6 protein-coding genes are annotated in these 7,270 nt (G+C 71.8%); 1 reads left to right on the top strand and 5 read right to left on the bottom strand.

The features are described 5' to 3' along the window. Positions 1–414 precede the first annotated feature (414 nt). Both ACYSUO_RS42220 and ACYSUO_RS42215 read right to left on the bottom strand, forming a co-directional pair. Positions 415–912: an EamA/RhaT family transporter gene (locus ACYSUO_RS42220; protein WP_461781505.1), complete on the bottom strand. Its 498-nt coding sequence runs from the start codon at positions 910–912 to the stop codon at positions 415–417. Positions 913–976: 64 nt separating this feature from the next. Then, on the bottom strand, positions 977–1,282 hold the full coding sequence (locus ACYSUO_RS42215) for an SH3 domain-containing protein (RefSeq protein WP_461781504.1): 306 nt from the start codon (positions 1,280–1,282) through the stop codon (positions 977–979). A gap of 181 nt (positions 1,283–1,463) precedes the next feature. On the opposite strand from ACYSUO_RS42215, the gene ACYSUO_RS42210 reads away from it, so the two are divergent. Next, the gene (locus tag ACYSUO_RS42210; protein ID WP_461781503.1) at positions 1,464–3,581 is read left to right on the top strand and encodes a protein kinase domain-containing protein; all 2,118 of its coding nucleotides are present in this window, start codon (positions 1,464–1,466) and stop codon (positions 3,579–3,581) included. 31 nt (positions 3,582–3,612) lie between these two features. On the opposite strand, the gene ilvD is transcribed toward ACYSUO_RS42210, so the two are convergent. The 3 genes from ilvD to ACYSUO_RS42195 all read right to left on the bottom strand — a co-directional run bounded on the left by ilvD (position 3,613) and on the right by ACYSUO_RS42195 (position 7,090). Further along, positions 3,613–5,466: a dihydroxy-acid dehydratase gene (ilvD, locus tag ACYSUO_RS42205; RefSeq protein ID WP_461781502.1), complete on the bottom strand. Its 1,854-nt coding sequence runs from the start codon at positions 5,464–5,466 to the stop codon at positions 3,613–3,615. A gap of 185 nt (positions 5,467–5,651) precedes the next feature. Then, positions 5,652–6,269, bottom strand: a complete 618-nt coding sequence (locus tag ACYSUO_RS42200; protein WP_461781501.1) for a TetR/AcrR family transcriptional regulator — start codon at positions 6,267–6,269, stop codon at positions 5,652–5,654. Next, positions 6,266–7,090 carry a sugar phosphate isomerase/epimerase family protein gene (locus ACYSUO_RS42195; RefSeq protein WP_461781500.1) on the bottom strand — a complete coding sequence of 275 codons (825 nt, stop codon included), beginning with the start codon at positions 7,088–7,090 and terminating at the stop codon, positions 6,266–6,268. Before ACYSUO_RS42195 ends, ACYSUO_RS42200 begins: the two co-directional genes overlap by 4 nt. Positions 7,091–7,270 lie beyond the last annotated feature (180 nt).

Raw genomic sequence — 7,270 nt, 5'->3', positions numbered from 1 at the left:
TGGGGCGGCGTCGACTGCAACAGGGGGGAGTCGCGGCCGCGGCCAGGTCGCCCAAGGCCGAGGCGGTACCCCGGCAGGCCGACGCCCCCGGAGGGGGCGGGTGGGTGGGAGATGGGCGGGAGCCGGGCGATCGCCTGCGGGCGGGCGGGATAATTGCGGGCGGGCGGGACAATCCAAGTCCCTGCGGCGGGTGGGCATTTTCAGCCCCTGCGGCGATTGAGCAGCGGGGTCCGGGGCAGAGCCCCGTGGCCGTAACGCCGGGTCAGTGAATTCGGCCCGGTCGGGCAGCATCCCCGGTCCGTAACGCCGGTTCGGCACCATCAGCCCCGCCGGCGATTGAGGCGCGGGGGCCGGGGCGGAGCCCCGGGGCGGAGCCCCGGGGCGTAGGGGCGGTTGGCCGCAATGAGCGTGGGGCTAGCGGCGCTTCTTCTTGGCCGGGTTGCCGGCGCGGCGCGCTGTGCGGCGGGTGTACTGGGCGCGAGCCGTCTCGTACTCCTCGCGGCGGAGCTTTTCGCCGGGGGCCTCGACCAGGCAGCGCAGGGCGTAGGCGACCAGGACGCCCACGAACCCGATCGCCAGGAAGCCGCGCAGCGACGCCTGCTTCTCGGGGTCGTGCCGTTCGGTGAAGCCGGTGCGGGTGCGGGCGAAGGCGAGCGCGCTGCAGACCGCGAACATCACGATGAGCAGCAGGTTCACGAGGGACCCGACGTCGGCGATCGCCAGGCCCTCGTAGGCGAAGCGCAGCACGAAGCAGCCGGCGGCGGCCAGGACCAGCGCGCCCACGCCGACCGCGGCCCGGCGCAGGCCGTAGTTGCCGCTGTGGTCGACCCAGGTCGTACCGAAGAAGCGGATCTCCTCGGGCTGGGGCCCCGGGGCCGGGGAGGTGCTGGGGGTGCCGGTTTCTTCGCTCACGCCCTCGATTATCACCGGACCGGGCCGCGTCACCCGCAGCCCGGCCCCCAGGGCCTGGCGCGGCTCAGGCGCAGCGCGGCGCCACGTAGCCGTCGCTGCCCGTCTTCACGTACGTATCGGAGACGTACTCGCCGACGCCGATGTTGTCCCAGATCCGGGACGTGCCGTACGGGCCCGCGACCGTCTCGCCCGGCTTCTGGCAGAAGATCGGCACCTTCGCGCCCAGCGGCAGCACCCGCACCACGCGGTACTGGGTGCCGGGGCCGCTGCGGACGTTCACGTTGTAGTCCGGGGCCACCCGGTAGTACATCGCCGCTGCTGCCGCTTCCACGGACTGGCTGGACTGAGCGGACTGTTCGTCTACTGCCATGGCGTTGCGTCTCCCCCGTCGAACGAAGCCCGTTCAGCGTTCATTGAGGGCCCGTTGAAATGTATGTGGTGAGCTGTCGAACACGCAGGCTAGCAAGGCTCGTTCGTCTCGTACGAACCATCGACTAGGCTCCGTGCGTCGCGCGCGCACGGAGATCGCGATGTCATCCACGGGGGTGGACATGCCGTCACACAACAGCATCGGGACCGGCGCAGAAGCGGAACTTCCGGAGTACGCCGGGCACTATCGGCTCGAGGAGCGGCTGGGTGCGGGCGGCATGGGCGTCGTGCATCTGGCGCGGTCGGCGGCGGGGCTGCCGATCGCGGTGAAGGTGGTGCACGCCGAGTTCGCGGCGGACCCCGAGTTCAGGGGCCGGTTCCGGCAGGAGGTGGCGGCCGCGCGGCGGGTCAGCGGGGCCTTCACCGCGCCGGTCGTCGACGCCGACCCGGATGCCGAACTGCCCTGGATGGCAACGTTGTTCATCCCAGGCTTGACCCTCGCCGAGCACGTGAAGCGGAACGGGCCGCTGGCGCCCGCCCAGCTGCGGCACCTGACGGCCGGACTGGCGGAGGCGCTGCGCGACATCCATCGCGCCGGCGTCGTGCACCGCGATCTGAAGCCGAGCAATGTGCTGCTCGCCGAGGACAGCCCGAAGGTCATCGACTTCGGGATCTCCCGGCCCAAGGACAGCGAACTGCGCACGGAAACAGGGAAGTTGATCGGCACTCCGCCGTTCATGGCACCCGAGCAGTTCCGCCGTCCGCGCGAAGTCGGCCCGGCCGCCGATGTGTTCGCGCTCGGTTCGCTGCTCGTGCACGCCGCGACCGGGCGGGGGCCCTTCGACTCCGACAGCCCCTACCTGGTGGCGTACCAGGTGGTGCACGACGAACCGGATGTGTCCGGCGTGCCCGACGATCTGGCGCCGCTCGTCCTCGCCTGCCTGGCGAAGGAGCCGGAGGATCGGCCCACGCCGGACGAGCTGATGGCCCGGCTGCGGCACATCTCGGCGCGATACGACACGCAGGCGTTCATACCCGCGCAGCGGCAGCCAACGATCGAGCAGACAGACGTCAACTCCCTTGAACAGAAGCCGAGTTCACCAGCCCCGCAGAAGCGCCCCCGACCCCGCCCCCGTACCCTCGTCACCCTCGCCGGCGTCCTCGCGCTGAGCGGTGCGCTCACCGTGCCTCTCCTCTGGAGCAGCGACTCCGGCTCGGGCACCGGCACCCGGACCGCCCCGGCCGGCTCCCCCGCCACGTTCCACCCCTGGCAGCGGAAGCTCGGCTCCGATGCCGTGCCCGCCTGTTCGTACGGGGCCGGGAGCCTGAACTGCGCCGTGCCCGGCGCGCTGGCCGTGTCGCTGGATCCGCGGGACGGCTCGGTGCGGTGGAAGCGGAAGGCGGCCGGTGGTGCTTTCGGCGGGGCGGCGCCCGTCGTGTCGGGTGGGCTGGTGCACGCGCTCACCCCCGACGGGTCCCGGCTCGTCGCGATGGCTGCCGATACGGGCAAGTCCCGCTGGTCGATGGACATTTCGCGGTTCCAGAGGCAGGTGCGCCAGGCGGCGGGGCGGGTGCTCCTCGCGGCGCCCGACGGCATGCTCAGCGCGGTCGACAGTGCGACCGGGAGACCGGTGTGGCGCCACCGGCTCCCCGGGGCGTCGACGACCCAGCCCGCCCTCTCGTACGTCAGTGGGGGCCTGGCCTATGCGACGATGCCCGCGCCCGACGGGGCGAACACGCTGGTGAGCGCGGTGGATCCGGAGACGGGTGACGTCCGCTGGCAGCAGAGATCGCCGGGCACGGCGACCCCGGTCGGGGTGTCCGACGGGGTCGTCTGGTGCGCGGAGCGGAACGCGTCGGGCGAGACCGTGGCCGTCGTCGGGCATCGGCTCACAGACGGGGCTGTGGCGCGGCGCGTACGACTGTCCCTGCCGCTGCCGTCCGCGACGGTGGCGCTGCACGGCGATACCGCGTATCTGCTCGCGGCGGGCGGCGCGCTGGTGGCGCAGGACCTCGCGTCCGGAAAGCAGTTGTGGCGGTCGGAGACTTCAGTGAGCCGGGGCTCGGCGCCCGCCGTCGACGCCGCCTCGGACCGGGTGTACGTGACGGCCCCCGACGGCCGGCTGCTCGCCGTGGACCGGCGCACGGGCCGTCCGGTCGGCCAGAGCAGTCCCCGGCCCGCGGGGCGCTCGGACCGGGTGGTGGCCGATATTCCGGCGCCGGTCGTGAGCGGCGGGCGGGTGTACGGGAGCGCGCCGGACGGCACCGTTTCCGGTGCCGCCACGGCGGACGATCCCTAGGGACTACCAGGAACCAGAGGAACCAGAGGGACTAGCCGAGCTTCGACACGTCGCGGACCGCGCCCTTGTCGGCGCTGGTCGCCATCGCGGCGTACGCGCGCAGAGCGGCCGAGACCTTGCGCTCGCGGGCCTTGGGAGCGTAGACGCCGCCCAGTGCCTCGCGCCGCGCGGCCAACTCCTCGTCGGAGACCAGGAGTTCGATGCCACGGTTCGGGATGTCGATGCGCACGCGGTCGCCGTCCTCGACGAGCGCGATGACACCACCGGCGGCGGCCTCGGGCGAGGCGTGGCCGATGGACAGGCCCGACGTACCGCCGGAGAAGCGGCCGTCCGTGACGAGCGCGCAGGCCTTGCCGAGGCCGCGGCCCTTCAGGTACGAGGTCGGGTAGAGCATCTCCTGCATGCCGGGGCCGCCCTTGGGGCCCTCGTAGCGGATGACGACGACGTCGCCCTCCTTGACCTGCTTGAGCAGGATCTTCTCGACGGCCTCCTCCTGCGACTCGCAGACGACGGCCGGGCCCTCGAAGGTCCAGATGGACTCGTCGACACCGGCGGTCTTCACGACGCAGCCGTCCTCGGCGAGGTTGCCCTTCAGGACGGCGAGGCCGCCGTCCTTCGAGTACGCGTGGGCGACATCGTGGATGCAGCCGCCCGCCTGGTCGGTGTCGAGGGTGTCCCAGCGCTCGGACTGGGAGAAGGCCTCGGCGGAGCGCTTGCAGCCGGGGGCCGCGTGCCACAGCTCGACGGCCTCCTCGCTCGCGCTGCCGCTGCGGATGTCCCAGGTGTCCAGCCATTCCTTCACGGAGGACGAGTGGACGGTGTTCACGTCGTCGTTGAGCAGGCCGCCGCGGTACAGCTCACCGAGGATCGCGGGGATGCCGCCGGCGCGGTGCACGTCCTCCATGTAGTACGTCCTGGAGCCCGCGACGTTCGGCGCGACCTTGGCGAGGCACGGGACGCGGCGCGAGACCGCGTTGATGTGGTCGAGGTTGTAGTCGACCTCGGCCTCCTTGGCGGCGGCCAGGAGGTGCAGGATCGTGTTCGTGGAGCCGCCCATCGCGATGTCCAGCGCCATCGCGTTCTCGAACGCGGCGTGGGTGGCGATGTTGCGCGGCAGGACGGAGTCGTCGTCCTCGCCGTAGTAGCGGTTCGCCAGCTCGACGACCGTGGCGCCCGCGCGCTCGTACAGGCCCTTGCGGGCGGTGTGCGTGGCGAGCACCGAGCCGTTGCCCGGCAGGGCCAGGCCGATGGCCTCGGCGAGGCAGTTCATCGAGTTGGCGGTGAACATGCCGGAACACGAGCCGCAGGTCGGGCAGGCGTTCTCCTCGATGCGGAGGATGTCCTCGTCCGACACCTTCTCGTTCACGGCCTCGGACATCGCGTCGACCAGGTCGAGCGTGCGGACCGTGCCGTCGACGAGGGTGGCCCGGCCGGACTCCATCGGGCCGCCCGAGACGAAGATCGTCGGGATGTTGAGGCGGAGCGCCGCCATCAGCATGCCGGGGGTGATCTTGTCGCAGTTCGAGATGCAGATCAGCGCGTCCGCGCAGTGCGCCTCGACCATGTACTCGACCGAGTCGGCGATCAGGTCGCGCGAGGGCAGCGAGTACAGCATGCCGCCGTGGCCCATCGCGATGCCGTCGTCGACGGCGATCGTGTTGAACTCGCGGGCGATGCCGCCCGCCTCGCGGATCGCGTCGCTCACGATGCGGCCGACGGGCGCCAGGTGCGTGTGCCCCGGCACGAACTCGGTGAACGAGTTGGCGACGGCGATGATCGGCTTCCGGCCGATGTCCGCACCGGGTACACCGGAGGCGCGCATAAGGGCGCGGGCGCCCGCCATGTTGCGGCCGTGGGTGACTGTGCGGGACCTCAGCTCGGGCATCGTCGCTCGCTCCTTCAGAGGGATAAAAAATCTGTCTCCCGAGCCTACGCCGCCGATCCGAGCCCTGGACAGGGTGTCCGAATGGCGGGATATCCGTCTCATTGCGTGCTCACGGCCCGGTCGTCACGGGGCGCTCAGGGGGTGGTCGTCGCGGGGGCGCTCAGGGCGTGGTCGTCACCCGGTGCTCACGGCCCGACCAGATGGCCCTGCACCACGGGGGCGATCCGCGCGATGATCCACTCCGGGTCGGCGGAGGCCAGTGGCTCCACCTTGATCACGTAGCGGAGCATCGCCGTCCCGACGAGCTGCGCGGCGGCCAGCGACGCCCGCAGCTCGGCCTCGCCCTCCGGCAGGTCGAGCCGCTGGGCGATCCGTGCGAGCAGCTGCGAGGCGACGAGCCCGCGGAAGACGCCCGCGGCCACCTCGTTGTTCAGCGCGGACCGCACGATGGCGAGCAGCGGCGCCCGGGTTGCGGGCGCGTCCCACACGCCGAAGAAGAAGCGGGTCATGCGCTCGCCGACCCCGTCCAGGGGCCCGTCCGCCAGGGCCGTGGGGGCCTCCAGGGCCGGTGCGAGGACCATCTCGATCGACGCGGCGAACACCTGCTCCTTGGTGCCGAAGTAGTGGTGCACCAGGGCCGAGTCCACGCCGGCGGCCTTGGCGATGCCGCGCACCGACGCCTTGTCGTAGCCGCGCTCGGCGAATTCCTCGCGGGCCACGTCCAGGATCCGCTCCCGCATGCCGGGACCGGCGTCCTGCTGTGCGCGCGGGGGCCGGCCCCTGCGGCGCACCGGCTCGGTCATGAACGCGGGACCCGGGCGGCCGACGCCAGGTGCAGGCGCGCGAAGGCGAGGGCCTCCGCCAGATCGGCCTCGCGTTCGGCGCTGGACATGGCGCGCCGCGTATTGACCTCGATGACGACGTGCCCGTCGAACCCGTTCACGGCGAGGCGGTCCAGGAGTTCGGCGCAGGGCTGGGTGCCGCGGCCGGGGACGAGGTGCTCGTCCTTGCCGGATCCGCTGCCGTCGGCGAGGTGGACGTGGCCGAGACGGTCGCCCATGCGGTCGATCATCTGCATCGCGTCGGTGCGCGCCGTCGCGGTGTGGCTGAGGTCGACCGTGAAGTGCCGGTAGTCGTCCTTGGTCACGTCCCAGTCGGGGGCGTACGCGAGCATCTCGCGGTCCCGGTAGCGCCACGGGTACATGTTCTCTACGGCGAACCGCACATCTGTTTCGCCCGCCATCCGCCAGATCCCCTGCACGAAGTCGCGCGAGTACTGGCGCTGCCAGCGGAAGGGAGGGTGTACGACCACGGTCGACGCCCCCAGCTTCTCGGCGGCGGCCCGAGCGCGCTGCAGCTTCACCCACGGGTCCGTCGACCACACGCGCTGCGTGATCAGCAGACATGGTGCGTGAACGGCGAGGATCGGGATGCGGTGGTAGTCGGAGAGGCGGCGCAAAGCCTCTATGTCCTGGCTGACGGGGTCGGTCCAGACCATGACCTCGACACCGTCGTAGCCCAGGCGCGCGGCGATCTCGAAGGCCGTCGCCGTCGACTCCGGGTAGACGGAGGCCGTGGAGAGCGCGACCTTCGCATCCGGGATGCGCACCACTGGTTCTGCCACGGGGACAGGGTACGGCCCCCGTGTAGGGGCGGGGGCGCCCACCCGGATCATCGCGTCGTCCGGCGGCTCGGGGCCACCCGTTCCCACGTCTCGGGGCGCTGCCCCGGGCCCCGCGGGCTCTCGTACGAAAGGCGGGCTTGATTTGCCCGGAGCCGCTTGATGGGCCGGGGGCGGAAAAGA

Source organism: Streptomyces sp. UC4497, from assembly GCF_054871485.1.
Note: the sequence above shows the minus strand (reverse complement) of the source record. Positions and strands in the feature narration are given on the sequence as shown.

Coding starts and splice junctions, on each gene's coding strand:
- ACYSUO_RS42200 (WP_461781501.1), bottom strand. CDS start 6,269: ATGACCGAGCCGGTGCGCCGCAGGGGCCGGCCCCCGCGCGCACAGCAG.
- ACYSUO_RS42210 (WP_461781503.1), top strand. CDS start 1,464: ATGCCGTCACACAACAGCATCGGGACCGGCGCAGAAGCGGAACTTCCG.
- ilvD (WP_461781502.1), bottom strand. CDS start 5,466: ATGCCCGAGCTGAGGTCCCGCACAGTCACCCACGGCCGCAACATGGCG.
- ACYSUO_RS42215 (WP_461781504.1), bottom strand. CDS start 1,282: ATGGCAGTAGACGAACAGTCCGCTCAGTCCAGCCAGTCCGTGGAAGCG.